General features: G+C 68.5%; 30 protein-coding genes. 5 read left to right on the top strand and 25 right to left on the bottom strand.

Annotated features, from left to right (window positions below):
• Positions 1–3 precede the first annotated feature (3 nt).
• Both QNI14_RS04240 and QNI14_RS04235 read right to left on the bottom strand, forming a co-directional pair.
• Positions 4–936 (bottom strand): tetratricopeptide repeat protein, encoded by a 933-nt coding sequence (locus tag QNI14_RS04240; RefSeq protein WP_283715079.1) that lies wholly within the window; start codon positions 934–936, stop codon positions 4–6.
• Entirely contained in the window at positions 933–2,708 is a 1,776-nt protein-coding gene (locus QNI14_RS04235) for a DUF8094 domain-containing protein (RefSeq protein ID WP_283715077.1), read from the bottom strand. Before QNI14_RS04235 ends, QNI14_RS04240 begins: the two co-directional genes overlap by 4 nt.
• A 163-nt stretch (positions 2,709–2,871) precedes the next feature.
• On the opposite strand from QNI14_RS04235, the gene QNI14_RS04230 reads away from it, so the two are divergent.
• The gene (locus tag QNI14_RS04230) at positions 2,872–3,945 is read left to right on the top strand and encodes an AI-2E family transporter (RefSeq protein ID WP_283715075.1); all 1,074 of its coding nucleotides are present in this window, start codon (positions 2,872–2,874) and stop codon (positions 3,943–3,945) included.
• Between the two features lies 1 nt (position 3,946).
• On the opposite strand, the gene QNI14_RS04225 is transcribed toward QNI14_RS04230, so the two are convergent.
• From QNI14_RS04225 to rpsB, 8 genes are all read right to left on the bottom strand, one after another.
• Positions 3,947–4,228 carry a hypothetical protein gene (locus QNI14_RS04225; RefSeq protein ID WP_283715073.1) on the bottom strand — a complete coding sequence of 94 codons (282 nt, stop codon included), beginning with the start codon at positions 4,226–4,228 and terminating at the stop codon, positions 3,947–3,949.
• Between the two features lie 2 nt (positions 4,229–4,230).
• The gene (locus tag QNI14_RS04220; protein ID WP_283715071.1) at positions 4,231–4,764 is read right to left on the bottom strand and encodes an aggregation-promoting factor C-terminal-like domain-containing protein; all 534 of its coding nucleotides are present in this window, start codon (positions 4,762–4,764) and stop codon (positions 4,231–4,233) included.
• 229 nt (positions 4,765–4,993) lie between these two features.
• Positions 4,994–5,551, bottom strand: a complete 558-nt coding sequence (locus tag QNI14_RS04215) for a DivIVA domain-containing protein (RefSeq protein ID WP_283715069.1) — start codon at positions 5,549–5,551, stop codon at positions 4,994–4,996.
• The gene (locus QNI14_RS04210) at positions 5,548–6,573 is read right to left on the bottom strand and encodes a phosphatidate cytidylyltransferase (RefSeq protein WP_430539239.1); all 1,026 of its coding nucleotides are present in this window, start codon (positions 6,571–6,573) and stop codon (positions 5,548–5,550) included. The genes QNI14_RS04215 and QNI14_RS04210 overlap by 4 nt, the downstream gene beginning before the upstream one ends.
• Positions 6,574–6,581: 8 nt before the next feature.
• Positions 6,582–7,136: a ribosome recycling factor gene (gene frr, locus QNI14_RS04205; RefSeq protein WP_283715179.1), complete on the bottom strand. Its 555-nt coding sequence runs from the start codon at positions 7,134–7,136 to the stop codon at positions 6,582–6,584.
• A 57-nt stretch (positions 7,137–7,193) separates the two neighbouring features.
• Positions 7,194–7,913 carry a UMP kinase gene (pyrH, locus tag QNI14_RS04200; protein ID WP_283715066.1) on the bottom strand — a complete coding sequence of 240 codons (720 nt, stop codon included), beginning with the start codon at positions 7,911–7,913 and terminating at the stop codon, positions 7,194–7,196.
• A gap of 85 nt (positions 7,914–7,998) precedes the next feature.
• Positions 7,999–8,826 (bottom strand): translation elongation factor Ts, encoded by an 828-nt coding sequence (tsf, locus tag QNI14_RS04195; protein WP_283715064.1) that lies wholly within the window; start codon positions 8,824–8,826, stop codon positions 7,999–8,001.
• Positions 8,827–8,900: 74 nt separating this feature from the next.
• Positions 8,901–9,770, bottom strand: coding sequence for a 30S ribosomal protein S2 (gene rpsB, locus QNI14_RS04190; protein WP_283715062.1), 870 nt, complete (start codon positions 9,768–9,770; stop codon positions 8,901–8,903).
• Positions 9,771–10,061: 291 nt separating this feature from the next.
• Between rpsB and QNI14_RS04185 the strand changes: the two genes are divergently transcribed.
• Positions 10,062–10,583 carry a murein hydrolase activator EnvC family protein gene (locus QNI14_RS04185; RefSeq protein ID WP_283715061.1) on the top strand — a complete coding sequence of 174 codons (522 nt, stop codon included), beginning with the start codon at positions 10,062–10,064 and terminating at the stop codon, positions 10,581–10,583.
• 10 nt (positions 10,584–10,593) lie between these two features.
• Here QNI14_RS04185 and QNI14_RS04180 read toward each other — a convergent pair whose 3' ends face one another.
• The 13 genes from QNI14_RS04180 to rpsP all read right to left on the bottom strand — a co-directional run bounded on the left by QNI14_RS04180 (position 10,594) and on the right by rpsP (position 19,619).
• Positions 10,594–11,493, bottom strand: coding sequence for a tyrosine-type recombinase/integrase (locus QNI14_RS04180; protein ID WP_283715060.1), 900 nt, complete (start codon positions 11,491–11,493; stop codon positions 10,594–10,596).
• Positions 11,494–11,530: 37 nt separating this feature from the next.
• The gene (gene dprA, locus QNI14_RS04175; protein ID WP_283715059.1) at positions 11,531–12,709 is read right to left on the bottom strand and encodes a DNA-processing protein DprA; all 1,179 of its coding nucleotides are present in this window, start codon (positions 12,707–12,709) and stop codon (positions 11,531–11,533) included.
• Positions 12,706–14,235, bottom strand: a complete 1,530-nt coding sequence (locus QNI14_RS04170; RefSeq protein ID WP_283715058.1) for a YifB family Mg chelatase-like AAA ATPase — start codon at positions 14,233–14,235, stop codon at positions 12,706–12,708. Before QNI14_RS04170 ends, dprA begins: the two co-directional genes overlap by 4 nt.
• Entirely contained in the window at positions 14,232–14,594 is a 363-nt protein-coding gene (locus QNI14_RS04165; RefSeq protein WP_283715057.1) for a YraN family protein, read from the bottom strand. Before QNI14_RS04165 ends, QNI14_RS04170 begins: the two co-directional genes overlap by 4 nt.
• 90 nt (positions 14,595–14,684) lie before the next feature.
• The gene (locus QNI14_RS04160) at positions 14,685–15,008 is read right to left on the bottom strand and encodes a DUF2469 family protein (protein ID WP_283715056.1); all 324 of its coding nucleotides are present in this window, start codon (positions 15,006–15,008) and stop codon (positions 14,685–14,687) included.
• A 51-nt stretch (positions 15,009–15,059) separates the two neighbouring features.
• Positions 15,060–15,719, bottom strand: a complete 660-nt coding sequence (gene rnhB, locus QNI14_RS04155; RefSeq protein WP_283715055.1) for a ribonuclease HII — start codon at positions 15,717–15,719, stop codon at positions 15,060–15,062.
• Positions 15,716–16,462, bottom strand: coding sequence for a signal peptidase I (gene lepB / locus QNI14_RS04150; protein WP_283715054.1), 747 nt, complete (start codon positions 16,460–16,462; stop codon positions 15,716–15,718). The genes rnhB and lepB overlap by 4 nt, the downstream gene beginning before the upstream one ends.
• Before the next feature lie 163 nt (positions 16,463–16,625).
• On the bottom strand, positions 16,626–16,973 hold the full coding sequence (gene rplS / locus QNI14_RS04145) for a 50S ribosomal protein L19 (RefSeq protein WP_283715053.1): 348 nt from the start codon (positions 16,971–16,973) through the stop codon (positions 16,626–16,628).
• 159 nt (positions 16,974–17,132) lie between these two features.
• Positions 17,133–17,594 carry an MFS transporter permease gene (locus QNI14_RS04140; RefSeq protein ID WP_283715052.1) on the bottom strand — a complete coding sequence of 154 codons (462 nt, stop codon included), beginning with the start codon at positions 17,592–17,594 and terminating at the stop codon, positions 17,133–17,135.
• Positions 17,595–17,657: 63 nt separating this feature from the next.
• Positions 17,658–18,347 carry a tRNA (guanosine(37)-N1)-methyltransferase TrmD gene (gene trmD, locus QNI14_RS04135; protein ID WP_283715051.1) on the bottom strand — a complete coding sequence of 230 codons (690 nt, stop codon included), beginning with the start codon at positions 18,345–18,347 and terminating at the stop codon, positions 17,658–17,660.
• Position 18,348: 1 nt separating this feature from the next.
• The gene (gene rimM, locus QNI14_RS04130) at positions 18,349–18,960 is read right to left on the bottom strand and encodes a ribosome maturation factor RimM (protein ID WP_283715049.1); all 612 of its coding nucleotides are present in this window, start codon (positions 18,958–18,960) and stop codon (positions 18,349–18,351) included.
• A 1-nt stretch (position 18,961) separates the two neighbouring features.
• Positions 18,962–19,192, bottom strand: a complete 231-nt coding sequence (locus tag QNI14_RS04125) for an RNA-binding protein (RefSeq protein WP_283715048.1) — start codon at positions 19,190–19,192, stop codon at positions 18,962–18,964.
• A gap of 4 nt (positions 19,193–19,196) precedes the next feature.
• Positions 19,197–19,619 (bottom strand): 30S ribosomal protein S16, encoded by a 423-nt coding sequence (gene rpsP / locus QNI14_RS04120; RefSeq protein WP_283715047.1) that lies wholly within the window; start codon positions 19,617–19,619, stop codon positions 19,197–19,199.
• Between the two features lie 185 nt (positions 19,620–19,804).
• On the opposite strand from rpsP, the gene QNI14_RS04115 reads away from it, so the two are divergent.
• Positions 19,805–20,962 (top strand): glutamate--cysteine ligase, encoded by a 1,158-nt coding sequence (locus QNI14_RS04115; RefSeq protein WP_283715046.1) that lies wholly within the window; start codon positions 19,805–19,807, stop codon positions 20,960–20,962.
• A 6-nt stretch (positions 20,963–20,968) separates the two neighbouring features.
• On the opposite strand, the gene ffh is transcribed toward QNI14_RS04115, so the two are convergent.
• Complete coding sequence (gene ffh, locus QNI14_RS04110; RefSeq protein WP_283715045.1) at positions 20,969–22,522, bottom strand: signal recognition particle protein; 1,554 nt, start codon at positions 22,520–22,522, stop codon at positions 20,969–20,971.
• 52 nt (positions 22,523–22,574) lie between these two features.
• On the bottom strand, positions 22,575–23,123 hold the full coding sequence (locus tag QNI14_RS04105; protein WP_283715044.1) for a TetR family transcriptional regulator: 549 nt from the start codon (positions 23,121–23,123) through the stop codon (positions 22,575–22,577).
• Positions 23,124–23,179: 56 nt separating this feature from the next.
• Here QNI14_RS04105 and lipB point away from each other — a divergent pair, with 56 nt between their 5' ends.
• Together lipB and lipA are read left to right on the top strand one after the other, a co-directional pair.
• Positions 23,180–23,821, top strand: a complete 642-nt coding sequence (gene lipB, locus QNI14_RS04100; RefSeq protein WP_283715043.1) for a lipoyl(octanoyl) transferase LipB — start codon at positions 23,180–23,182, stop codon at positions 23,819–23,821.
• Positions 23,818–24,843, top strand: a complete 1,026-nt coding sequence (gene lipA, locus QNI14_RS04095) for a lipoyl synthase (protein WP_283715042.1) — start codon at positions 23,818–23,820, stop codon at positions 24,841–24,843. Before lipB ends, lipA begins: the two co-directional genes overlap by 4 nt.
• Positions 24,844–24,858: the final 15 nt, after the last annotated feature.

Genomic DNA, 24,858 nt, shown 5'->3' with positions numbered 1-24,858 from the left:
ACCTCAGAACAGGAGGCTGGCCAGCCGTCCGCGCGCACGGAGCACGCGCGGGTCGGCGTCGCCGACCACCCCGAACAGCTCGAGCAGGCGCTCGCGCACCGGCGCTCGGTGGTCCGGGTCGAGCGCCGCGAACAGCTCGAGCAGACGCCCGAACGCGTCGTCGACGTGCCCGCCTGCGACGTCGAGGTCGGCGACCGTGAGTTGCGCCGGAATATCGAGTGGAGCGGATGCCGCTGCGCTGCGCGCGGCCGACAGATCGACGTCCTGCACGCGACCGAGGAGGCGCACCTGGGCGAGCCCGGCCTTCGCATCCTCATCCTTGGGTCTCTCGGCCAGGGCCCGTTCGTACGCGGATGCCGCGGCGCTGTAATCGCCCCGCTCGATCGCGTCGAAGGCCTCTTGGTGCAACGGCGGCAGCGGCGGTTCTTCGACCGGCGCCTCGGTGGGACCGGTCGGGACCGTGCCGGTCACACCGTGCTGGGCTGCCAACTGCAGCAGCTGCGTGAAGACCTCGCGCACCTGCTGTTCGGGCACGGCGCCGGTGAACATCTGCACCGGCTGTCCGGCGACGAGGGCGACGACCAGCGGGATCGACTGCGCGCGGAAGCTCTGCGCGAGCTGCGGGTTCGCGTCGACATCGACCTTGGCCAGCACAAGGCGGCCACCGAACTCGGCGATCAGCTTCTCGAGGATGGGGCTGAGCTGCTTGCACGGGCCACACCACTCCGCCCACAGGTCCACGACTACAGGGACGGTCCGCGACAGCTCGAGGACCTGACCGAAATCGGCATCCGTCGCGTCGAAGACCAACGGAAGTGCAGGAGCCGAACCCGAAGCCGACGCTTGTGCCGCGGGGGTCGGCGCGTCCGATCGACCGCGGAGCGAGGAGAGATCGACGGCACCGCGCATCACGGCACCGGGAGCGGGGGTGCTCATTCTTCGTCAACCACCTTCGTGTCGAGGACATTGGAACGCGAGGCGATCAGCTGAATCTGCTCGTTCGAGCCCTGCGCGGGAACGAAGAAGTAGAGCTGGTCGGCATACCGCGTCGTGAATCCGGTCTTGGATTGCGTCACACCCGACAACGCCTTGGCGACGACATTCTTCCCGAGCTTGATGACGGCATCGTCGTCGGTCGGGACGACGGTCTCGTGCTCGACGACTGTCACCGCGACGATCGCGCCACTGTCGAGGGTCAGGAGCGACAGCGGGTCGGTGTCGCCGGCGCGAGCACGGAACGACACCTTGCCCGTCTCCTCGCCGGTTCGGTTGAAGTTCTTCAGGAGGGTGGCTCGGTTCTCGGCCACTTGCGCCCGGAACGGATCAGACTCCTCGTCGAACATCGCTGCGTACTCGCTGTCGTCGCCCTTGTTCAGCACGTCCGCGTAGGACGCAGCCACCTCACCAGGCTGCATCACCAGGAACGGCGAATCCGGCGCGACCGCGACCGCGCCGACGTGCGACGCCGCGAGGTTCATGCTGGCGTCTGCGCGCAGGCTCGAGAGGTATGTGAGCTTGTAATCGGACCACGGGTCTTCCTGCCGGACCGTCATCACGGTCGCGGCGCCGTCCTCGCCCTCGACGACGGCGAGGAACATCCGCGGCCACGCGTCTTGCGCCTCGGGCAGGAACGCGGTGATCGGCGCGGTCGGGATCGCTGCGAGGGGCTCCTGGTCGTCGAGCTCCTTCTGCAGAACGTAGTTGGTGCGTCGCTCGTTGAGCGCGGGACCCGCGAGCCGACGCGCTGCAAGTTTCGTGTCGGCGGCCTCATCGGCCGCGGCCACCTGCTCGGCGATTCGGCCGAGGATCCGCTTCGCCTGCGACTCGGTGACGACCGGCGACCCCTGACCTTCGGGCACGATCACGGACTCACTCGGCGTCGGCGTCCCCGTGGGAGCGAGATCAGGCCACGCGGACGGCGTACACGCGGTCGAGAGTGCACCGACGACGAGCAGGGCCGGTGCCACCACGGCCGCACGGCGACCTCGACCGAACCGTCGGCCCGGGGTCGCCGAGACGACACCCTTCTTCCCCTGCTCGAGCGCCAGGTCGATGGGCTCTGTCACAGCCATCGGCAGCCCCTTGCGACGTGGGCCACGCGAGCGCCGCACGTGCCGCAGGCCGAGGATGTACAGCACGACCCCTGCGAGAAGCACGATGCCACCACCGACGATGAGCGGACCAGCCCAGGGCGTCGAGCTGGTTGTTGGCCACGAGATCGAGAAGTGGCTCGGCGCCGGCGCCGTACCGTCGGACGCCAACAGCACACTCATCTCGGACGGCAGTTGGAGGGTGGCGGTGAGCGACCGCTCACCGCTGTACTCGTCGAGCCAGAGATCGGACCCGACCGGCGTTGCGACGGGGTCGCCTTCGGGCTCCGCACTCGCCGTGATGACATCGGTCGTCGGCGCGCCAGTCGGGTCGAGCGTGACGTGCGCATAGTCCGTGGCGGCGAGCCATTGCTGCAGATCGGACGTGCGCCCGTACGAGGCGAAGACGCCGTCACCGTCGCCGTCGACCTTCAACCGTTGCGCACCGGAACGGCTCGAGAACACCTCGCCGTCGACGAGCACGTACGGCGCAGTGCCCTCGATCGTGAGGGTCGCACTTTCCGTCGCAGGCGCCTGCAGAACGGTTCGCTGCGCGATCCCGGCGCCGATCATCAGCGTCGCCAGCACGAACGCGGTGATGGCCCACACGAATCGCACGAGTCGATACCCCTTCTCACCCTTCGATGCGGCTCGGATCTGCCGCGGATCGACGTTTCAGCCTAGCGAAACGTCCTGGCAATCCCGTGAGAGGGCACGCCTCCCGGCCGCGGGTCGCGTCGGTGACTATGGTGAGAGCCAGGCTCCCCCCGGAAGGTTCCCCGTGAAGATCCAGCATCCGTTCCGCACTGCACTCGTGGCCACGCTCGGCGTCGGCGTGGGCATTCTGCTCATCACGGGCGTGCAGACGCTCTCGACGGTGCTGCTCTACATCGGTACCGCACTCTTCCTTGCGCTCGGACTGGATCCGGTTGTCTCTTGGTTCGAACGCCGCGGACTGCCCCGCTGGGCGGCGCTGCTGATCACCTTCGCGTTGCTCGCGGGTATCGGCGCAGGACTGGTGCTGATGGTGGTGCCCATTCTCACGGGGCAGATCGCCGAGTTGATCACCCAGATCCAGAAGCTCGTGCAGAGTGCGATCGACGGCGACTGGAATCCGGTGACAGTGGGGCAGGACTGGCTCGCGCAGACGTTCCCCTACCTTCGGGTCGACCTGGTCCTGGGCTACGTCAACGACTGGTGGACGTCGCTCAACTTCGCCGAGATCGGCGCTGGGATCGGAACCGGCCTGATCTCGGTGGGCGCAGGCATCGCCGCGTTCGTCACGGGCTCGATCATCGTGACCATCCTCACGATCTACTTCACCGCGTCGATGCACTCGCTCAAACGGTCGGTGTACCAGCTCGTCCCCGCGTCGAAGCGTGAGCAGTTCATCGATCTCTCCGATCAGATCACGGCATCCGTCGGCTACTACGTCATGGGCCAGGTCTCGCTCGGTGCGATCAACGGCATCCTGAGCGCGATCTTTCTCACGATCATCGGCGCACCGTTCCCTGCTGTGCTCGCGGTGGTCGCCTTCTTCTTCTCACTGATCCCACTCGTCGGCACGCTGACGGGATCCACGATCATCGTGCTGGCGTGCCTCGGGCTCGCGTCGCCGTTGACGGCCCTCGTCGCGCTGATCTGGTACCTCGTCTACATGCAGGTCGAGGCGTACTTCGTCTCGCCGAAGATCATGAGTCGAGCCGTCTCGGTGCCGGGCGCGGTCGTCGTGATCGCCGCACTCGCCGGAGGGTCGCTGCTCGGCCTGCTCGGCGCGCTCATCGCGATCCCGGTCGCAGCGAGCGTTCTGATCATCTACCGCCAGGTCGTCATACCCCGGCAGAACGAGCTCTGACTCAGGCGATCCGCCAGCACGCGGTGTGCCAGTGCCTGCGGGCTGCGAGATCCGCGGCATCCCCCAGCACACCATCGGCGCGCCACACGACGACATGCGCGACGCCGACCTCGATCACCCGACCGCAACCGGGGCACGTGTACGACTTCCGCGCCTGCGCCGCGGAGAGCGGCTGCACCGTCCACTCGCTCCCCCGGCGCCGCTCCGAACGCTTCCAACCGCTGAGCAGACGCTCGAACGATTTGTCGGGACCGGACGGTCGACGTCGGTTCGATCGGGGCATCGTCAGTACCAGCCGGAGCGCTGCGACTTCGACCAGGCCCCGCACGGCGTGCCGTACCGCCCCGAAATGTACCCGAGACCCCACGTGATCTGCGTCGCGGGGTTCGTCTCCCAATCAGCGCCCACCGACGCCATCTTGTTGCCCGGCATCGACTGCGGGATGCCGTACGCGCCGCTCGACGCGTTGTAGGCGTTCACCCGCCAGCCCGATTCCTTCTTCCACAACGCGACGAGGCACGCGAACTCATCGTCGCCCCAGCCTCGCGCGGTGACCATGTCGTAGGCGATCCCCTGAGCGGTGCCCGGATCGGGCGTCACGAACGGCGGCGCCCAGGTCGACGCGCTCCCCGTCGTCTTGGTCGTCGACACGGGCGGCGGGGTGGGTGTCGGGGATGGCGTGACATACACGCTGTAGTCGCTGTCACGCTCGAGCGCGACGACCGCGGTATCACCAGCGTTGTAGATCTGCGCATCCGCGATCGCCGACGCGTACAGCGAGGTGGGATCGAGCTGTGCCGCCTCGGCGGGGGCCGCCACGGACGTAAGTGGTACGACGTAGGCGCCGATGAATCCTGCGCACGCCACGGCGGCGAACACGCTCAAGACACCTCGACGGCGCGACCATCGTTGCGCCGGCGGCGCCGAGTGACGGGAGACGGTCGCTCCCGCTCGGGCGACGTCTCCGGTGCGTCGTCTCACATCGGTACCGGCAGTCACAGTGGAACCGATCCTACTGCGCCGGACATCGCCGCGACCAGCGAGGCGGTCACCCGACGGAGAGCATCACGTCGACGACGGCATCGAGGACCGCGTCAACCTGCGTCTCGTCGTAACCGCCCAGCTGCATCCGGAACGCGACCGTCCGCACCTGCTCCACCGACAACCCTTCGCCCGACTCGAGATAGCGCGCGATCCTCCGCGCAACGATGTCCACTTCATCGACGCGGTACCCGAACCGGAGGAACGGGACGCGCGCGAACTTGTGACGTGACGGCCGGGAGAGGCGGTCCAGCACCTCTTGCGCGAGCGTGCGCGACGCACCGACCCACGCACGTGCACCGCGCTTCGAGAGGGCTTCCGCCCGCTCCCGTCGCGCGAACGCGTCCTCGATCCGACCGAGTGCGGCGTCGACGGCGGCGGTGTCGTAACCGTCTCTGACCAACCGGAACCCGGCGGCGCGGACGTTCGCAGCCGTGACCTCGGGCGCATCGGCTTCGAAGGCGGCGCGCGCCGCAGCAAGGAACTCGTCCACGGCGACCGGGTCGTAGCCTTTGCGGCGGCCGGTGACGGTCGGGAAGCCGGACGGTGTGGTGGTGTCGGTCATGCGAGGGTGCTCAACGGGGAAAGGAGAAAGAACAGGGCGAGGCCCGGAACCATGGACGGGAGGATCGAATCGAGGCGGTCGAGGACGCCGCCGTGGCCGGGAAGGAACGAACTCATGTCTTTGATCCCGAGGTCGCGCTTGATGAGCGACTCCCCGAGGTCGCCGACGGTGGCAGAGACGAGGATCGCGAGACCGAACACGACACCGGCCCAGATCGGGATCTGGAGCATGAAGACACCGAGCAGGACACCCGCGATGACGCTCGCGAGCGCAGCACCTGCGAAGCCCTCCCACGTCTTGTTCGGGCTCACGCGCGGGGCCATCGGATGCCGTCCGAACGCGACACCGCTGGCATATGCACCGGTGTCCACCGACACGGCCACCGCGATGACTGCGAGCAACCAGTACTCGCCGTGGTCCTGACGCAGGATCACGAGCGTCAGGCTGCCGTGGAAGGCCACGTAGAGCGGCACGAAGCCGCTCAGGAGGGCATCGGAAACGACATCGCCGTAGCGACGGCCGTCCCGTGCGGCCATCTGCGCGACGAGCCGCCAGATGACCACGAGCATCACGGCGGTGAACGTCACCAGCCAGTGGGTCAGGAAGCCGGCGAAGGCCGCGGCCATGATCACTGCGCCGGCGAACAACTGCGGCCCGATGTCGATGCGCCGGTCCGCCGCGTGCAGCGCACGCGAGAACTCGAAGATGCCGAGAAGGCACAGCGGTACCGCGAACGCCAGGAACGCCCACTTCACGAAGAGGAGTGTGCCCAGCACAACGACGCCGATGGCGACGCCGATGAGAATCGCCATGAGCAGGTTCCGGCCGGAACGCGCGTTGATCCGCTCGTTCGCCTCTTCGAACTCGATGCGCGCGCGCTCTATCTGCTGTTCGAATTCGCTCCGAGCCGCCCGGACGTGCGCGGACAACGCGGATGAGTCGGTCGGCACCCCGCGACGCGAGGCGGCGCGTCGAATCGACTCCTCGTGTGGCGGGGCGGAGCCCGATCCTTCATCGCTCATGGATGTCGTCAGACCTCGAGGAGCTCGGCCTCTTTGCGCTTCAGCGCCTCGTCGATGAGGTCGACGTGCGTCTTCGTGATGCCGTCGAGCTCCTTCTCGGCACGTGCGAGATCGTCGTCGCTGACCTCGCCCTTCAGCGCGTCGAGCTCGTCCTTGGACTTGCGACGGATGCCGCGGACGTGCACCTTCGCATCTTCGCCCTTGGACTTCACGAGCTTCACGTACTCCTTGCGGCGTTCTGCCGTGAGCTCGGGCATTGTGATGCGGATGAGGTTGCCGTCGTTGGTCGGGTTCGCGCCGAGGTTCGGCATGTCACGGATCGCCTGCTCGATCCCGCGCAGTGCGGACTTGTCATACGGCGTGACGACGAGGGTCCGCGCCTCGACCGCGTTGAGCGATGCGAGCTGTGCGAGCGGCGTCGGGGTGCCGTAGTACTCGACCATCACCTTCTGAAAGAGCTGCGGGTTCGCGCGCCCGGTACGGACGGTCGAGAAGTCCTCCTTGGCGGCCTCCACGGCACGGTCCATGCGGCTCTTCGTGTCGGCCAGGATGTCGGCGATCACGGTCACTCCATTCGTTGATACGTCCGGCCAAGTCTAGTCGGCCGCGGTGTCGGGTCCTCAGACGCGGACGAGCGTGCCGATCGATTCGCCGAGCAGCGCGCGGGTGACGTTGCCACCAGGCTCCATGCCGAACACGCGCATGTCCATGCCGTTGTCCATGCAGAGGCTGAAGGCCGTCGAATCGACGACCTTCAGTCCGCGCTGCAGCGCGTCCCGGTAGGTGATCGTGTCGAGCTTCTCGGCAGTGGCGTCCTTCTTGGGGTCGGCCGTGTAGACACCGTCGACACCGTTCTTGGCGACGAGCACCTCGACGGCACCGATCTCGAGGGCGCGCTGTGCGGCGACCGTGTCGGTCGAGAAATACGGAAGGCCGGCACCGGCACCGAAGATGACGACGCGCCCCTTCTCGAGGTGACGCTGCGCACGGCGCGGGATGTAGGGCTCTGCGACCTGCGTCATGGAGATGGCCGACTGCACGCGCGTCGCGGCGCCGGCCTGCTCGAGGAAGTCCTGGAGCGCGAGCGCGTTCATGACGGTGCCGAGCATGCCCATGTAATCTGCACGGCCGCGGTCCATACCGCGTTGGCTCAGCTCGGCGCCACGGAAGAAGTTCCCGCCGCCGACGACGACCGCGATCTCGACGCGATCGACCGCTGCCGCGATCTCCTGCGCGATCTGACTGACGACGTCGGGGTTGACCCCGAGCGCGCCGGCTCCGAACGCTTCGCCGGACAGTTTCAGGAGGACGCGGCGGCGTCCGGTGTGCTCATCGGTCACTCGGGGATCCTCTCGTCTGATGAAGACTATCGAACGGCACGGAAAAGGGGTTCGCATCATGTGATGCGAACCCCTTCCGTGATGCTTACGCGCCGACCTTGAAGCGGGCGAAGCCGGTGATGGTGATGCCTGCGTCGTCAGCGACCTTCGCGACGGACAGCTTGTTGTCCTTCGCGTAGTCCTGGTCGAGCAGAGCGACCTGCTTGAAGAACGCGTTCACGCGGCCCTCGACGATCTTCGGGAGCGCAGCCTCGGGCTTGCCCTCGTTGCGGGAGATCTCGGTGACGATCTCGCGCTCCTTCTCGACGTCAGCCTCGGGGACCTCGTCGCGCGAGAGGAACGTCGGGTTCGCGAACGAGATGTGCTGCGCGATCGAACGAGCGGTCTCGGCGTCGTCACCCGAGTAGGCGACGACGACGCCGACCTGCGGGGGCAGGTCCTTGCTCGTCTTGTGCAGGTAGACCTGGAACGCGTCGCCGGTGAGTGTGCGCACGCGGCGCAGTTCGACCTTCTCGCCGATGATCGCGGCCTCGTCGTTGATGAGGTCGGCGACGGTCTTGCCGTCGGCGTCGGCTGCGAGCGCTGCCTCGGCCGAGTCGGCGGATGCCGCGGCGGCGGCAGCGAGCACCTTCTCGGAGAGCGCGATGAAGCGGTCGTTCTTCGCGACGAAGTCGGTTTCGGTGTTCAGCTCGATGAGCGTCACGGCGCCGGCGGACTCGTGCGCGGCGACGAGGCCCTCGCTCGTGGAGCGGTCGGCACGCTTCGCGTTGCCCTTCGCGCCCTTGAGGCGGAGGATCTCGACGGCCTTCTCGAGGTCGCCGTCGGCTTCCTCGAGCGCCTTCTTGGTGTCGACCATGCCCGTGCCGAGCTGCTCGCGCAGGGCCTTGATGTCCGCGATGGTGAAGTTTGCCATGGGTGGCGGCTCCTCAGTTGTGGATGGTTCGTATCCGAGTGCGGCCGCCCCTGATGGGGGCGGCCGCCGGAAGATTACTCTGCGGTCTTGGCCTCGGCCGGAGCCTCGGTCTCAGCGGCCTCGGTCTCAGCGGCCTCAGCCGGAGCCTCGGTCTCGGCTGCGGGCGCCTCGGCCTCAGTGGTGGTGGTCGACTCGAGAAGCTCGCGCTCCCAGTCAGCGAGGGGCTCGGCGTCGGCCGACTCGTCGGACGGCTGGTGGCGCTGGATGAGGCCCTCGGCGGCAGCGTCGGCGATGATGCGCGTCAGCAGGCTGACCGAGCGGATCGCGTCGTCGTTGCCCGGGATCGGGAACTGGAACTCGTCCGGGTCGGCGTTCGTGTCGAGGATGCCGATCACGGGGATGCCGAGCTTCTTGGCCTCGTCGATGGCGAGGTGCTCGCGCTTGGCGTCGACGACCCAGATGGCCGACGGGGTCTTCTGCAGATTGCGGATACCACCGAGCGACTTGTGCAGCTTGTCGAGCTCACGCTTCTTGAGGAGGAGCTCCTTCTTGGTGAAGCCGCTCTCTGCCGGGTTCTCGAAGTCGAGCTCCTCGAGCTCCTTCATGCGGGCGAGGCGCTTGCTGACCGTCGAGAAGTTGGTGAGGAGGCCACCGAGCCAGCGCTGGTTCACGAACGGCTGGCCGACGCGGGTCGCCTGCTCGGCGATGATCTCCTGCGCCTGCTTCTTGGTGCCGACGAAGAGGATGGTGCCACCGTGGGCGACCGTCTCACGGACGTACTCGTACGCCTTGTCGATGTACCCGAGCGACTGCTGCAGGTCGATGATGTGGATGCCGCTGCGCTCGGTGAGGATGAAGCGCTTGACCTTCGGGTTCCACCGGCGGGTCTGGTGTCCGAAGTGGACGCCGCTGTCGAGCAGCTGGCGAATGGTAACGACGGCCATGGCCGTTCTCCTGTTCTTTTGGTTGATTCGCGCCGGACCGGTGGTCACGACGAGCCTGGTGCCCGGCATGCACCCGCTCCGCTGGGAGACCTGTGGGTGGGATGCCGCGTCATCACGGTGGATCGAATCCGACCGGGAGCCGCTGAGGGCACGCGTAGTCACCCCGACGAGCGAGGTGCAGGTCCAGTGTAGCAACACCGAGGCCTTCTCCCCCGCCATTGCGCGCGTCCGATTCCCCACAGCTCGACACGGATCGCCCCGCGCGCCACACCCGGGGAGCAACGTGGCCGCATGTCCAGACGTCGCGCTCTCCTCGCCATCACCATCGCCGCCCTCGTGCTGCTCCTCCCGGTGCCCGCAGCCGTCGCGACGGGAGGGATGACGTCCATCGATCACGGTCCTGCCGGATGGCGACTGCCGATGCCCGACGCGGTCGTCCTCGCTCCCTTCGTCGCGCCGGCGCACCAGTACGGAGCCGGTCACCGCGGGGTCGACATCGCGGCGGGTTCGAGCGCAACCGATGTGCTCGCAGCGAGCGCGGGTACCGTCGCGTTCGCGGGGCCGGTCGCCGGGCGCGGTGTGCTCACGCTCGACCACGACGCCGGCTGGGTGACAAGTGTGGAGCCGGTCGATCCGTCGGTCAGCGTCGGGGACGTGGTGGATGCCGGTGAGCCGATCGGCACGCTCGGCGTGGGCGGCCACGCGCCGCCGGGCGCCCTCCACGTCGGCGTGCGCCACCACGGCGAGTATGTGAACCCGCTCTCTCTCGTGCGGGAGGTGCCTGCTGCGGTTCTGCTCCCGTGCTGCGAGTGATGCTCGCGGACTACGCCCGCGGATGGGCTTGGCGGTAGGCCGCGTGGAGGCGCTCGGTCGATACGTGCGTGTAGATCTGCGTCGTCCCGAGACTCGCATGTCCGAGGAACTCCTGCACGGCGCGCAGGTCCGCGCCGCGATCGAGCAGGTGGGTGGCCGCCGAGTGGCGGAGGGTGTGCGGTCCGACCGCGTCAGCACCCACGACAGGTCCGAGGACGCGCCGCACCAGCTCGTAGACCGTCCGTGCACCCAGGCGACCGCCTCGGGCACCGAGGAAGAGCGCGGAGCCGGATGCGTCGCTCAGCAGCACCGGTCGAGCCCGGACCAGGTAGGCGTCCAGTGCCGCGGTCGCCGGCGCGCCGAGTGGGACGACCCGCTCCTTCGACCCCTTGCCGAGCACCCGGACCGTGGCATCCGCACGGGAGATCGAATCGAGATCGAGTCCGCAGAGTTCGGAGACGCGCAGGGCGCCGCCGTAGAGCGCTTCCAGCACTGCTGCGTCGCGGATGCGGATCACGTCACCGTCGGTGAAAGCTTCGCGCGCGAACTGGTCGAGCGCCGCACCTAGGGTCGGCGCCGCGGCGACGGCGGGCAGGCTCCGTCCGCGTTTCGGGCTGACGAGACGCATCGTCGGATCGTGCGCGGCGAGGCCCGCGTCGAGCGCCCAGGCGAAGAGCCCTCTCGCCGCCGCGGTTCTGCGCGCGATCGTCGCTCGCGCGTCTCCGCGCTGGGTTGCCGTCCACAGCCAGTCGCGGAGCATCTCGATGTCGACGTCTTCGAGCGCGCGGTCCCCCATCACCGTGGCGAGGTCGGCGAGATCGGCGAGATAGGCCCGCACCGTCGCCGGCGAGAGACGTCGCACCCGCGCGAGGTCTTCGCCGTACGCCACAGCAGCCTCGGAGATCCGCATGCCACCAGCATGACCGCTCGCGCGTGCGCACACGGCATCACACGCGGGCACCTCCGGCGGCGAGCTGCCACCCGTCGTCCACGCGCCGGGCGCGCCCTTCCAGTTCCAGGAGCGCGACGAGGGCGGCCGACTGCTCCGGGTCGAGTCCGGCGCGCCGCGCGATCTCGACGACCGACCTCGTGGCGCGAGCGCTGAGGGCATCGAGGACGCGCGTCCGGTCGTCGATACGTGTGTCGGTGCCCACGCCCGGTACTGCTCCGTCGAGACCGATCAACTCCCGCGCGTCCATCGCAGAGGTGACGCAGCGGGCGTCGTACTCGCGGAGGAGCCGATGGCACCCGGCCGACGCCGCACTCGTCACCGGTCCCGGCACCGCGCCGAGCGGGCGCCCGAGGGAGGCGGCGTGCCCGGCGGTGTTGAGCGACCCGGACCGCCACCCCGCTTCGACCACGACGGTTCCGGTGGCGAGTGCGGCGATGAGCCTGTTGCGCTGGAGAAAGCGCCACTTGGTGGGTGTCGTACCGCAGGGCACCTCGGCGACGACGGCCCCTGCGCCACCGATGACCCGCCCGAGCAGCGCCGCATTCCCGGCCGGGTAGAGCCGGTCGACCCCGCCGGCGAGGACCGCCACGGTCATTCCGCCTGCCGTGACGCTCGCACGGTGCGCCATCGCGTCGATGCCATAGGCGCCGCCGGACACCACCGTGACCCCGGCTGACACGAGGCCGGCAGCGAGGTCGGTGGCGACGTGCTCGCCATACGTCGTCGCCGCTCGCGCCCCGACGAGCGCGATCGTCGGGCGTCGGGCATCCAGCGCGGAGACGTCGCCGCGCACCCAGAGACAGTGCGGCACGTGCGCCTGCAAGTCGTCGAGGGAGTGCGGCCACGACGGGTCGGTCGGCGTGATGAGCGTCGCCCCGGCTCGTCGGGCTGCGGCCAGCGCGTCGTCGACGGTCCCGATGCGCGGCTTCCATCTCTTCAGCCCATCGCGCCATGCCTTGTCGGCACTGGTGGGTGGGCGAAGGACCAACTCGAGCGCCTCGTCTGCGCCCAGCGCTGCGATCGCTGCGCCGGCGACGGCGTCGCCGGGTTCGGTGAGGCATGACCAGACCGCCGCGGCGAAGTGCAGCCGCAGGGCTCGCTCGTCGTCGAGGGTCGCTGCCGGCACCAGTCCGATCAGTCGCCGGCGCATCCCGTCGAGATCACTCAGGTTCATTCCGCCACCCCGCGTTTCAGGTACAGCGCCCGACCCACGTCGGCGATGGTCACGCGGCCCCGTCCGGAGAGGTCAGCGACGGACCACGCGACCCGCAGCACCCGGTCGTATCCGCGGATTGTGAGCGCACCGCGTTGCAGTGCTTCATCGAGCGGCCGACGGACGTCGGATGTCGGCGCGAGCGGCCCGGTTCGCAGCCACGCGCCGTCGACCTCGGCATTGGTACGCCACCCGGTCCCCGCGAGTCGGCTGGCCGCTCGAGCGCGTGCCGCTGCGACGCGGCCCCGTGCTTCGTCCGTCGAGATCCGGTCGCGATCGTCACCCGCGGCCACGGCGACCCGTGGAAGGCGAAGCTCCATGTCGACGCGGTCCATCAGCGGCCCGGTGAGCTTGCCGAGATAGCGCCGGATCGCGAGTGAAGGACATTGGCACACGCCGCCCGGCACACCGTAGTTGCCGCACGGGCACGGGTTGGTCGCGAGGATGAGCTGGAACCGAGTGGGGAACGTCGCGCGGAATCCGGCGCGGTGGATCTCGATCGCACCGGCCTCGAGCGGTTGTCGGAGCGCGTTCAGCGTGTGCGCGCCGAACTCCCCCGCTTCGTCGAGGAACAGCACGCCCCCGCTCGCCCGCGCGATCGCACCAGGCGTCGCGGCGCGACTCCCGCCACCGATCAGTGCGGCGGCGCTCGTCGTGTGATGCGGCGATTCGAACGGCGGCGTCCGGGGCAATCGGGTTACCGGCATCCCGGACAGCGACCGCATGGCGGCGACCTGCAGCGCCGTGTCATCGTCGAGTGCGGGAAGGATGCCTGGGAGTCTGCGCGCGAGCATGGTCTTCCCCGCACCCGGGGGCCCGCTCATGAGCACGTGGTGCCGCCCTGCTGCGGCCACCAGGAGCGCGTCGATCGCGTCGCGCTGCCCGATGACGTCACCGAGTTCGTGCGCCTGGTCGGCGTGTCCATCCGAGGCACCGTCGGCCAACGGGACGGCGGGCTCGTCGACCTGGGCGACATCGAGTCCGTGCAGCGCTGCGACGGCGCGGAGGTTCACCGCTCCGGCGACGTCCGCACCTTCCACGAGCGCTGCCTCCTCGAGGTTCGCAGCGGGCACGACGACGCGCCGGAATCCGGCACGGACCGCCGTCACCACGGCGGGGAGAATGCCGGGAACCGGTCGCAGCCGGCCGTCGAGCCCGAGTTCACCGAGGTGCACGGTGCGTGCGAGCGATTCGGGATCGAGTGCGAGCTCGGTCGCGACCGCTGCGATCGCCACGGCGACATCGAGCCCGGTCCCGCGCTTAGGAAGGTTCGCCGGCGAGAGGTTCACGGTCACGTGTCGACGCGGAAGCGCGAGCTCGCTGTTCGCGCACGCGTTCTGCACGCGCTGTTGCGCCTCGCCGACCGCCTTGTCCGCGAGCCCGATGATCGAGAACCCGGGCACCTGGGTCGACAGATCGGCTTCGACTTCGACCATGTCGCCGGCGACACCCGACAGCACGACCGACCACGTCCTGCTGACGCTCATCGGAGGTCTTCCAAGTGCTCGAGCAGCGCGGTGTGAGGATCCGCCCCGGTGATCCCGATGACGTCGATCCGCAGCCGGCGGCCGCGCGCGAGATCGGGATGGGCAACGACCCACGCGCACGCGAGGTGCCACAGCCGCCGACGCTTCCGCGCGTCGATCGCGGCGAACGGATGCCCGAACCATTCGGTGCTCCGCGTCTTCACCTCCACCACGACGAGCGCGCGGCCGCGGGTCGCGACGATGTCGAGCTCACCCTCGCGCGTGCGCCAATTGCGATCGACGATGCGGAAGCCGGATGCCGCGAGGTGCGCGGCCGCCCGCTCCTCCCCCGCTCGTCCCAGGACGTCCTTCGCTGCCATGCCCCCAGCGTGCGGTCGTCAGATCGGCGACACGCACCGAACGCAGCAAGGTGTGGGGAGATCTCACCCGCACCCGCCTGGGGAGAAAGCTCAGCCGTCGAGGCTGAGCTCGTCCGGCAGTTGGAAGTCGCGTCGCTGCAGCTCTTCGACGTTGACGTCCTTGAAGGTCAGCACGCGGACCGACTTCACGAATCGATCAGCTCGGTAGATGTCCCAGACCCAGACATCGGTCATCGAGATCTCGAAGTAGAAGTCGTGCTCGGTGTCCCGTCGCACGACGTTGACCTCGTTCGCGAGGTAGAAGCGGCGTTCCGTCTCGATGACGTACTGGAACTGGCCGACGACGTCGCGGTACTCCTTGTAGAGGGCGAGCTCCAGCTCGCGGTCGTAATCCTCGAAGACTTCGTCATCCATGGTGATCCCATCCTAGGAGAGCCGTGCCTCGACCCGGGCGCACCGGCATCGTCAGAACAGGGTCGGCGCCGCCGCGATCGACCACGAGGCACGGTGATGCGGGCTGAGTCCGTGTGCCGCGATGGCGGCACGGTGCTCTGCGCTCGCGTACCCCTTGTTCTGCGCCCACCCGTACATCGGGTGCGCATCGTGCAGCGCGACCATGTACGCGTCGCGCTCGACCTTCGCGATCACGGATGCCGCGGCGGCAGACGCGCAATCGCGGTCGGCCTTGATGATGGGGCGGACCCCCCGCCCGAACCGCTGCACCGGGCTGATGTAGTCGTGATTACCGTCGAGGATCACGAGTGCCGCGTCGACGTCGACGCCCTGCTCACCCAGCCGCCCGATGGCTCGCGTGGCCGCGAGACCGAGCGCCCGCATGATCCCGACGTCGTCCACCTCGTCGGCGCTCGCCCAGCCGACGGCGCTTGCGGGCACCCACGCGCGCGCCCGCGCGGCGACATCGGCCCGGCGCGGCTCCGCGATGAGCTTCGAATCGCGCAGCCCCTCGAGGATGCGTCGCCGGGTCAGCGCGGCATCCGCGACCGCAGCACCGACGGCGACGGGACCCGCCAGCGCACCGCGGCCGACCTCGTCGCAGGCGATGATGAGCGTGTGCTCGCGGAGCAGCCGCCGTTCGACGGTGAAGCGCGGGGTGGCGACCGTCACTGCGGTTCCCGGGCGGGAACGCTCGAAAAGACGTCGTGGTGCCCGTCGATGCCGCCGATCCGATCGAGGGGCCAGGTCTTGATGAACGCGCGCCCGACGATGTTCTCCATCGGCACGAAGCCGCGACCCGGCTGATCCTGGTGGTAGCGCGAGTCCTGAGAGCTGTCCCGGTTGTCGCCGAGCACCCAGATCGAGTCCTCCGGCACCGTGACGTCGAACTCCACCTCTTGCGGAGCTTGCTGACCTTCGCCGAGCTTGAGGTACGGCGTCTCGTTGAGCGGCACGTCGTTCACGGTCACCTGACCGAGCGCATTGCAGCACACGACGTGATCACCGGGCACCCCGATGATCCGCTTGATGAGATGTTCCTCGCTGTCCGAGGCGGTGAGCCCGACGAGCGACGTCACCCAGTCGAGCGCGGCGGCCAGCGGCGGCTGAGCAGGCTCGTACGACACCGGCAACCACCCGCCAGGGTCGCGGAAGACGACGACGTCTCCGCGGTCGTACCCGCCGAATCTCGGAGTCAGCTCGTCGACGAGGATGCGGTCATCCTTCAACAGCGTGTTCTCCATCGACCCGGACGGGATGTAGAAGGACCGTACGAGAAAGGTCTTCACGAGGAACGAGACCAGGATCGCGATGATGAGGATGACCAGGATGTCCCGAATGAACGGCCACGGTCCACGTCGAACGCGTGCTCGCGTCTGGGGTTCCGACGGGAGCGACGAGGAGTCCGAGGTCATGCTGTCCTTCACGTGGCCGACCGGCGATCGGTGGGCTCAGTCCAGGGTCGCACACCGCCGCCGCAGGCGGCTCCCAAACACCCGGGAACCACGGACACACGCCAACGTGAAACGACGGATGCCCCGAGACCGAGGTCCCGGGGCATCCGCTGGAGCTACGCGATCAGCTGTCGCGCTTCTCCTTGATCTTCGCCTTCTTGCCACGCAGGTTGCGGAGGTAGTAGAGCTTCGCGCGACGCACGTCACCGCGGGTGACGACCTCGATGTGGTCGATCACCGGGCTGTGCACCGGGAAGGTGCGCTCGACGCCCACCTGGAAGCTGATCTTGCGGACCGTGAAGGTCTCGCGGACGCCGTCGCCCGAGCGACCGATAACGACGCCCTGGAACACCTGGATACGCGAGCGGTTGCCCTCGGTGATGTTGACGTGCACCTTCACGGTGTCGCCGGCCTTGAAAGCGGGAATGTCGGACCGCAGCGAGGCTGCGTCGACGGAGTCGAGGATCTGCATGATCGTCACTTCCTGCGACCGCCCCAGGTCGACCGCGAGAGTTAAAGGGAAAAGGATGCGGTGCCCGCGACGCCGGAGTGGCGTCGTGCTCCCCTGAGGCAGAGACCGTTCAGGGCACGAGGGTCAATTCTGCCATGGATCCGCGTCGCCGCAAAACCATCATTCCCCCGTACGTCGCTCCTCGATCACGACGACGCCGGGCGCTTGCGAGCCTCGCGCGGGCGCCGTATACCGACGCAGGACTTCACTGGGTCGCGCCTCCTGCAACAGCTGTCGGAGCGACGACCAGAACACCGCGAGGAAACCGACGATGGCGAGGGGCAGGAACGCCCAGAACCAGCCTTCGACGAAGGCACCGACTGCGATTGTGAGCAGGTGCCAGACAGTGAACCCGGCGACGTCCCACCACGACACGCTGCGGCTGTGGCGCACCGTCCCGCGGGCGCGAACGAGGAACGTGAGGACGAGCTGTCCGATGAGAACCGACGGAATCGCGATGACGAGCACCCAGAGGAGCGCCCACCCGCCGGCGTCCGTGACGATCCATCCGATCAGCAGCCACAGTGGCAGCACGACCGCGGAGACCGGCAGCCAGTGGAAGAACGTCCGACGAAGCCACATGCCTCGATGCTACGCGCCGGTACCGAGGCGAGGGATTCGGTCCGCTCGGAGGACGCTGAGAACTCAACCGTCGAGGAGGTCGGGGCGCCGCGTTCGCGTGCGTTCCACCTGCTGGTCATGACGCCACTGCGCCACCCGGCCGTGATGCCCACTGAGCAGCACGTCGGGAACGTCTCGGCCACGCCAGCTCGCGGGCTTGGTGTACGACGGGTATTCGAGGAGGCCGGCTTCGTGCGATTCCTCGACAAGGCTCTCGGGGTTGCCGACGACGCCGGGGATGAGGCGACCGATCGCTTCGATCATGGCCATCGAGGCAACCTCGCCACCGTTGAGGACGTAGTCGCCGAGGCTCAGCAGGCGAACCTGGCCCAGCGTCGAGGCATAGTCGAAGACCCGCTCGTCGATGCCTTCGTACCGGCCGCAACCGAATACGAGATGCTGCTCGGTGCTCAACGCGCGCGCGGTGGCTTGCGTGAAGACCTCGCCCGCGGGCGACGGAAAGACGAATACCGGTGCAGCCGTGGCATCCGCCGCAATCTCGTCGAGCGCTGCGCCCCACGGTTCCGGCTTCATGACCATGCCCGCGCCACCGCCGTACGGGGTGTCGTCGACGGTGCGATGCCGGTCGTGCGCGTGGGAGCGCAGATCATGCACGCGCACGTCGAGCAGTCCGGATCCGCGGGCCTTCCCGAGGAGTGAAACCTCGAGGACGTCGAAGAACGGCGGGAAGATCGTGACGACGTCGATGCGCACGTCAGGCCTTCGCGTCCCCGTCCGGCGCCTCGGATGCCGCGTCGACAGCATCGTCCTCGTCGGAGGGGAGCTCCTCGAACAGGCCGGGCGGCGGCGTGACGACCAGGCGCCCACCGGCCACGTCGACCTCGGGCACGATCGCCTTCACGAACGGCACGAGCACCTCCCGGCCGTCGCCGAGCTTCACGCTCAGCAGATCCTGCGAGGGCAGGTGGTCGATCTGGGTGACGCGGCCGATGACGGCTCCGTCACGAACGACGTCGAGGCCCACCAGCTGGTGGTCGTACCAGGCGTCCTCCTCGGGCGCGGCATCCGATTCGTCCTGATCGAGCCACAGGATGGCGCGCACGATCGATTCGGCGCCGTCGCGGTCGTCGATGCCGTCGATGAAGACGACGGGGTGGGAGTTCATCCACTTGAACTCGCGGACGGTCACCGATTTGCCGTGCCACGGCGACGACTCGGGGACCTGGAGCGTGAACACCGCGCCGGGCACGAAACGGCCGTCGGGATCGTCGGTGTAGAGCTCCAGCTTCAGCGCACCCTTGAGGCCGTGCGCCTTGACCAGACGCCCGACACGCAGCTGCGTGCGGGCGGGACGTGCGGCCGACATCTCAGTCGTCCGCCACGTCGACGCGGACCCGCTTGCCGTCGGCCAGCGCCGAGACGAGGGTCCGCAGTGCTTTCGCCGTGCGTCCGCCGCGCCCGATCACGCGACCCCGGTCATCGGGGTGCACGCGCACCTCCAGCACGTCCCCGCGAGGCGAGGAGCTGGAACGGATGGCCACGTCGTCCGGGTGATCCACGATCCCCTTGACGATGTGCTCGAGCGCAGCGGACAGCAACGGATCACTCGGCGTCGGTGGCGTCGACCTCGGCCTCAGCCTCGGTCTCGGCAGCGGCGGGAGCCTCGGCCTTCTGCTCGGCCTTCGGCTTGATGACCGACTTCTTGGCGGAGTCCACGGAGAACTCCTCCTTGGCGGCGGCGGTCTTGACCGTCGAGACGGCCTTCGCGTCGCCCTTGAACTTGCCCCAGTCACCCGTGAGCTTGAGGATCGCCGCGACCTGCTCGGTCGGCTGCGCGCCGACGGAGAGCCAGTACTGTGCGCGCTCGGAGTTGACCTCGATGAACGAGGGCTCCTCGGTGGGGTGGTACTTGCCGATCTCCTCGATCACGCGGCCGTCGCGCTTGGTGCGCGAGTCGGCGACGACGATGCGGTAGTAGGGCGCACGGATCTTGCCGAGGCGCTTGAGACGGATCTTGACAGCCACAATTCTCCTGAATGGTGTTGTGAAAGGTGATGAACGTCGCCTGGAGCGTGGGGTGCACACCCGGCGGAAGCTCTGCGGTGGACGTTCGAGCCGGATAGAGGGTCGGGCACGGCGGTCCAACAGTCCATTCTGCCAGATCCGTCGGGATGCCGCGAACACCGGGGCCGGCGTGGCACACTGGCCGCATGACGCTGCCCTTCGCGACATCGGCCCGATCGACCGTGGGGATCGAATGGGAGCTCATGCTCGCGGACCGCGATTCCGGCGACCTCGTTCCGCGCGCGCGGAACGTGTTGGACGTCGTCGAGGCGGCAGCCGAGCACGAGCGTCACACCATCACGGGTGAGCTCCTGACGAACACGGTCGAGATCACGAGCGGCGTGGGCGACACGGTCGCCGCTGCGGTCGACGACATCGCCGACGCGATCCGGACGGTCCGCACCGTGACCGACCCCCAGGGCATCGAGCTCCTGTGCGCCGGGAGCCACCCCTTCGCGCGCTGGTACGACCAAGCGGTCACCGACAAGACCAGGTATCACAAGCTCATCGAACGGACCCAGTGGTGGGGTCGCAACATGATGATCTGGGGCATCCACGTCCACATCGGCGTCGAGGACGTGAACAAGGTCATGCCGATCGTGAACGCCCTGACCGCCTACCTTCCCCACCTCCAAGCACTATCGGCGTCGAGCCCGTTCTGGGCGGGCGACCGGACCGGGTACGCGTCAAATCGCGCGCTCGTGTTCCAACAGCTTCCGACGGCGGGATTGCCGTGGCCGCTCGAGACGTGGGATGCGTACGGGGCGTACCTCGACGACATGGTCCGTACCGGCGTCATGGAGGACGCCACCGAGGTCCGCTGGGACATCCGTCCGGCGCCGAAGTGGGGCACGATCGAGGTTCGCGCGTGCGACGGGATGTCGACGCTGCCGGAGCTCGCCGCGGTCGCCGCACTCGTCCAGGTACTCGTCGAGCGCTTCTCGCGGATGCTCGACGCCGGTGAGGCCCTGCCGACGATCCAGCCCTGGTTCGTCCGCGAGAACAAGTGGCGTGCGGCTCGCTACGGTCTCGAAGCCGACGTGATCGTCGATCGGTCGGGGGCGCAGCGCCAAGTCTCCGAGCACCTCGCCGAGATGGTGGACGAGCTCGCGCCGATCGCGGCGGAGCTCCACTGCGCGAAAGAGTTCGCCGGAGTGGGGACGATCCTCGCGCAGGGGGCGAGCTACGCGCGGCAGATCCGGGTCGCGGATGCTGCAGGCGGCGATCTCCGCGAGGTCGTGCAGCACCTCATCCGCGAATTCCGGGGCGGCCCGACGCTGCGCGAGCAGGTCGCCCTCGGCTGAGCGGGGTCAGCCCTTGCCGAAGAGCTTCTGGATCTCCGCGAGGTCGGCCTCGCTCGGCTGCTGCGCACCGCCGAGCCCGAAGCCCGAACCGCTCGCTGCGGTCGATGCCGCAGCGAGACCGGCGTTCTCGGCAGCCCGCTTCGCCGGGTTCCCCGAGCGCGAGCCACCGCTCGACTTCTGCTTCTTGTTGCCTCGCTTGCTCGACGCGCCGGGCTTGCCGCCGACGGCGCCCATCCCGGGCATGCTGGGCACACCCCCGCGAGCGACGGTCTTCATCATCTTCGCGGCCTGGTCGAACCGCTGGACGAGCTGGTTCACGTCGGTCACGGTCATGCCCGAACCGCGCGCGATCCGCAGACGGCGCGAGCCGTTGAGGACCTTCGGATTGCGGCGCTCCCCCGGCGTCATCGAGCGGATGATCGCCTCAGTGCGGTCGATCTCGCGTTCGTCGAACTGCTCGATCTGCTGCTTCATCTGGCCCATGCCCGGCAGCATCCCGAGCATCTTCTTCATCGAGCCCATTTTGCGGACCTGCTGGAGCTGCTCGAGGAAGTCCTCGAGCGTGAACTGCTCCTTGGCGAGCTTTTCGGCGACCTTCTGCGCCTCTTCCTCGTCGAAGGCCTGCTGAGCCTGCTCGATGAGCGTGAGGATGTCACCGAGGTCGAGGATCCGGCTCGCCATACGGTCAGGGTGGAACGGCTCGAGGTCGTCGAGTCCCTCACCCGTGGAGGCAAAGATGATCGGGCGACCCGTGACGGATGCCACCGACAGTGCGGCACCACCGCGTGCGTCACCGTCGAGCTTCGAGAGCACGACACCGGTGAAGTCGACACCGTCCTGGAACGCCCTCGCCGTGGCGACCGCGTCCTGACCGATCATCGAGTCGATGACGAAGAGCACCTCGTCGGGATCGGTCGCCTTGCGGATGTCGGATGCCTGTCGCATGAGCTCGGCATCCACACCGAGTCGTCCGGCGGTGTCGATGATGACCACATCGTGCTGCTGGCGGCGGGCGTGGTCGACGCCCGCCTTGGCGACCTTGACCGGGTCGCCGACGCCGTTGCCGGGCTCCGGGGCGAAGATCGCGGCTCCGGCGCGCTCCGCGACCACGGTGAGCTGGTTCACGGCGTTCGGGCGCTGGAGGTCGCACGCGACCAGGAGCGGCGTGTGGCCGTCCTTCTCGAGCTGCTTCGCGAGCTTGCCCGCAAAGGTCGTCTTTCCCGAACCCTGGAGTCCGGCGAGCATGATGACGGTCGGCGGCTGCTTCGCGAACTGCAACCGGCGCTGCTGGCCACCGAGGATTGCGACGAGCTCCTCGTTGACGATCTGCACGACCTGCTGGGCCGGGTTGAGCGCACGGCTCACCTCGTCGCCGAGCGCGCGGTCGCGCACCTTGCTGGTGAAGTCCTTAACCACCGCGAGCGCGACGTCCGCGTCGAGCAGCGCGCGCCGGATCTCCCGGACGGTCCCGTCGATGTCCGCGGGCGAGAGCTTGCCCTTGGTGCGGAGGTTGCGGAACGTCTCGGTGAGACGATCGGAGAGGGTGCCGAAAGTAGCCATGATGGGTCGAGTTTAGTCGAGCGGCACCGCGACGATCACCGTGAGTGCAGTGTCAGTGCAGCGTGCGAGCCGCGCGGGCGAGCGCGACGGCAAGCGGACTCGCCAAGGTCGTCCGTCCTGCACCGGCCGCCGCCCATGCGCGAATGGCCGCCATCACCGCACCCCCGTGCGCTGCACCCGCCACGGCGGCCTCGACGGGATCCATCCCTCGGCCGGTGAGCGCCTGCGCGACGGTCGACGCGATCGCTGCCGCGCGGAGCGCCGCCGCACGATCGAGCTCCGACTCCATCCCCATCGCCTGCGCGTTCGTCAGCGCGAGCGCCAGGGCGTCCGGTCTCAGTCCGTCAGCGACCGCGTGGAGCGCAGCGGTGACATCCTGCTCGCGCAGCCGCTCGCCGAGCACATCGATCCGCTCGTCGAGTGCAGACCAGATGATCGCGTCCTTCGACGGGAAGTAGTTGAAGAAGCTCGATCGGCTGACGCCGGCGCGCTGCGCGATGTCGGTCACCGATGTCGCCTCGAAACCGCGCTCCAGGAAGAGCTCGCACGCGGCATCCGAGATGAATGCGCGCGACGACGCGCGAGGACGACCGAGTGACATGGGGCGAGCTTACTGGGCGGTATTGTTGCACTGAGTTCAACAACGAGGGAGTCGTCATGCTCGAGATCCGCACCGAAGGGCTCGCACCCGACAGCGTCGACTACCGCGCGGCGTGGGCGGTGCAGCGCGAGACGCACCGAGACGTCGTGGCCGGCGTCCGTCCGCCGACGCTGCTGCTGCTCGAGCACTCCCCCGTGTACACCGCCGGCGCCCGCACGGAGGCGCATGAGCGACCAGACGACGGCACGCCCGTGATCGACGTCGACCGCGGCGGCAAGATCACCTGGCACGGTCCGGGCCAGCTCGTCGGATATCCGATCGTGCCGCTCGCCTCGCCCGTCGACGTGGTCGCCCATGTCCGGCTCCTCGAGGGCATCCTCATCGACGTGATCGCGGCGCTGGGCATCGTCTCGCGTCGCGTCGGCGGGCGGAGCGGCGTGTGGGTCGACGGTGCGAGCGGCGAAGCCAAGGTCGCCGCGATCGGTGTCCGCGTCGAGCGCGGGGTCACCATGCACGGGTTCGCACTGAACTGCGACAACGACCTCGAACCGTTCCGCCACATCGTGCCGTGCGGGATCCCGGACGCCGATGTCACGACGCTCAGCGCGGTGGCGAGGAGGCCCATCCCGGTGGCGACAGCCCTCCCGGTGGTCGCCGACGCGTTCGCTCGCGCCTTCGCCACGGAGGTCGCCGCGTGAGCGCGTGCGGGACCGGCGGGGCGGGCACGACCGGGACGGCGCCGGGCGGACGCAAACTGCTGCGTCTCGAGGTGCGCAACGCGGAGACACCGATCGAGCGGAAGCCGGAGTGGATCCGCACGACCGCCAGGATGGGCCCGGAGTACCAGGGCCTCCAGCGGCTGGTCAAAGATGAGGGGCTGCACACCGTCTGCCAGGAGGCGGGCTGCCCAAACATCTTCGAGTGTTGGGAAGACCGCGAGGCGACGTTCCTCATTGGCGGTTCCCAATGCACGAGGCGATGCGACTTCTGCCAGATCGACACCGGCAAGCCTGCGGACTACGACACCGACGAGCCGCGCCGGGTCGCGGAAAGCGTGCAGCGCATGCGCCTGCGATACGCCACGGTGACGTGCGTCGCACGCGATGACCTCCCGGACGGCGGCGCTTGGCTGAACGCGGAGACCGTGCGGCAGATCCGCGCCCACAACCCCGGCACCGGCGTCGAGCTGCTCGCCACCGACTTCAACGGTGAGCCGCACCTGCTCGACGAGGTCTTCGACGCGCGCCCCGAGGTGTTCGCTCATAATGTCGAAACGGTGCCGCGCATCTTCAAGCGGATCCGACCGGCCTTCCGCTACGACCGCTCGCTCGGCGTTCTCACCCGCGCCCGCGATGCGGGCCTCATCACGAAGTCGAACCTCATCCTCGGAATGGGTGAGGATCCGGACGAGGTCGTGCAGGCACTCCACGATCTCCACGACGCCGGCACCGACATCATCACCATCACGCAGTACCTGCGCCCGAGCCCCCGGCACCTGCCGGTTGCCCGTTGGGTGAAGCCCCAGGAGTTTGTCGAGTACAAGGAGGTCGCCGAACGCATCGGTTTCCTCGGCGTCCTCGCCGGCCCGCTCGTGCGTTCGTCGTATCGGGCCGGACGTCTCTGGGCCGGTTCCATGGCCGCGAAGGGTAGGCCGCTTCCGCCGACGCTCGCGCACCTCGCGGACGAGGCTGCGTCCGCCGGGTTCGCGCAGGCCGTCTGAGCAGACCGACTCCTC

Origin of the sequence: Microbacterium dauci (assembly GCF_030065535.1) — a bacterium.
GTDB lineage: Bacteria > Actinomycetota > Actinomycetes > Actinomycetales > Microbacteriaceae > Microbacterium > Microbacterium dauci.
This window is presented reverse-complemented; position numbering and strand designations above follow the sequence as displayed.

What these genes read in the sequence shown, in the direction of transcription:
- QNI14_RS04225 (WP_283715073.1), bottom strand. Translation starts at nt 4,228, where the DNA reads ATGCCCCGATCGAACCGACGTCGACCGTCCGGTCCCGACAAATCGTTC.
- ffh (WP_283715045.1), bottom strand. Translation starts at nt 22,522, where the DNA reads ATGGCTACTTTCGGCACCCTCTCCGATCGTCTCACCGAGACGTTCCGC.
- QNI14_RS04140 (WP_283715052.1), bottom strand. Translation starts at nt 17,594, where the DNA reads ATGTGGCTTCGTCGGACGTTCTTCCACTGGCTGCCGGTCTCCGCGGTC.
- rplS (WP_283715053.1), bottom strand. Translation starts at nt 16,973, where the DNA reads ATGCAGATCCTCGACTCCGTCGACGCAGCCTCGCTGCGGTCCGACATT.
- lepB (WP_283715054.1), bottom strand. Translation starts at nt 16,462, where the DNA reads ATGACCTCGGACTCCTCGTCGCTCCCGTCGGAACCCCAGACGCGAGCA.
- QNI14_RS04165 (WP_283715057.1), bottom strand. Translation starts at nt 14,594, where the DNA reads ATGGCAGCGAAGGACGTCCTGGGACGAGCGGGGGAGGAGCGGGCGGCC.
- QNI14_RS04185 (WP_283715061.1), top strand. Translation starts at nt 10,062, where the DNA reads ATGTCCAGACGTCGCGCTCTCCTCGCCATCACCATCGCCGCCCTCGTG.
- QNI14_RS04215 (WP_283715069.1), bottom strand. Translation starts at nt 5,551, where the DNA reads ATGACCGACACCACCACACCGTCCGGCTTCCCGACCGTCACCGGCCGC.
- QNI14_RS04115 (WP_283715046.1), top strand. Translation starts at nt 19,805, where the DNA reads ATGACGCTGCCCTTCGCGACATCGGCCCGATCGACCGTGGGGATCGAA.
- QNI14_RS04170 (WP_283715058.1), bottom strand. Translation starts at nt 14,235, where the DNA reads ATGAGCGTCAGCAGGACGTGGTCGGTCGTGCTGTCGGGTGTCGCCGGC.
- QNI14_RS04240 (WP_283715079.1), bottom strand. Translation starts at nt 936, where the DNA reads ATGAGCACCCCCGCTCCCGGTGCCGTGATGCGCGGTGCCGTCGATCTC.
- dprA (WP_283715059.1), bottom strand. Translation starts at nt 12,709, where the DNA reads ATGAACCTGAGTGATCTCGACGGGATGCGCCGGCGACTGATCGGACTG.
- rpsB (WP_283715062.1), bottom strand. Translation starts at nt 9,770, where the DNA reads ATGGCCGTCGTTACCATTCGCCAGCTGCTCGACAGCGGCGTCCACTTC.
- QNI14_RS04105 (WP_283715044.1), bottom strand. Translation starts at nt 23,123, where the DNA reads ATGTCACTCGGTCGTCCTCGCGCGTCGTCGCGCGCATTCATCTCGGAT.
- QNI14_RS04160 (WP_283715056.1), bottom strand. Translation starts at nt 15,008, where the DNA reads ATGGATGACGAAGTCTTCGAGGATTACGACCGCGAGCTGGAGCTCGCC.
- QNI14_RS04210 (WP_430539239.1), bottom strand. Translation starts at nt 6,573, where the DNA reads ATGAGCGATGAAGGATCGGGCTCCGCCCCGCCACACGAGGAGTCGATT.
- QNI14_RS04180 (WP_283715060.1), bottom strand. Translation starts at nt 11,493, where the DNA reads ATGCGGATCTCCGAGGCTGCTGTGGCGTACGGCGAAGACCTCGCGCGG.
- tsf (WP_283715064.1), bottom strand. Translation starts at nt 8,826, where the DNA reads ATGGCAAACTTCACCATCGCGGACATCAAGGCCCTGCGCGAGCAGCTC.
- rimM (WP_283715049.1), bottom strand. Translation starts at nt 18,960, where the DNA reads ATGTCGGCCGCACGTCCCGCCCGCACGCAGCTGCGTGTCGGGCGTCTG.
- lipB (WP_283715043.1), top strand. Translation starts at nt 23,180, where the DNA reads ATGCTCGAGATCCGCACCGAAGGGCTCGCACCCGACAGCGTCGACTAC.